Annotated in this window: 1 protein-coding gene; it reads left to right on the top strand. The window is 68.7% G+C overall.

What is annotated here, in order from left to right; translation table 11 throughout:
• Positions 1–21 precede the first annotated feature (21 nt).
• A partial coding sequence (locus tag MTX36_RS29510) for a twin-arginine translocation signal domain-containing protein (RefSeq protein ID WP_243623210.1) occupies positions 22–403 on the top strand: 382 nt, incomplete at its 3' end.

Raw genomic sequence — 403 nt, 5'->3', positions numbered from 1 at the left:
CCCCGATGGAGTAGCCCCACCATGACGGCCCACAACGAAACAACCCGACTGACCCGCCGCGGATTCATCGCCGCAGCCGCCGGAGCCAGCGCAGTCGCCGCCACCACCCTCACCGGCACCTGGACCCCCGCCTACGCCATCCCCGCCGGAAGCAGCGGCAGCAGCGGATCCGCCGGCCCCGTCCCCACACTCCCCACACCCCCCGCATTCCCCGAAGGCATCGCCCTCTACCAACAGGCCTACCAAAACTGGTCCAAAGAAATCATGCTCGACACCATCTGGACCTGCGCCCCCAAAACCCCCGAAGACGCAGTCCGCCTCGCCAACTGGGGCCACGCCAACGGCTACACCATCCGCCCCCGCGGAGCCATGCACGGCTGGACCCCCCTGACCATCGTCAACG

This window comes from Rhodococcus sp. ARC_M6 (genome assembly GCF_022810305.1).
Lineage (GTDB): Bacteria > Actinomycetota > Actinomycetes > Mycobacteriales > Mycobacteriaceae > Rhodococcus_F.
The sequence above is the reverse complement of the archived record's forward strand: the minus strand, read 5'-3'. Positions and strand labels throughout refer to the sequence as shown.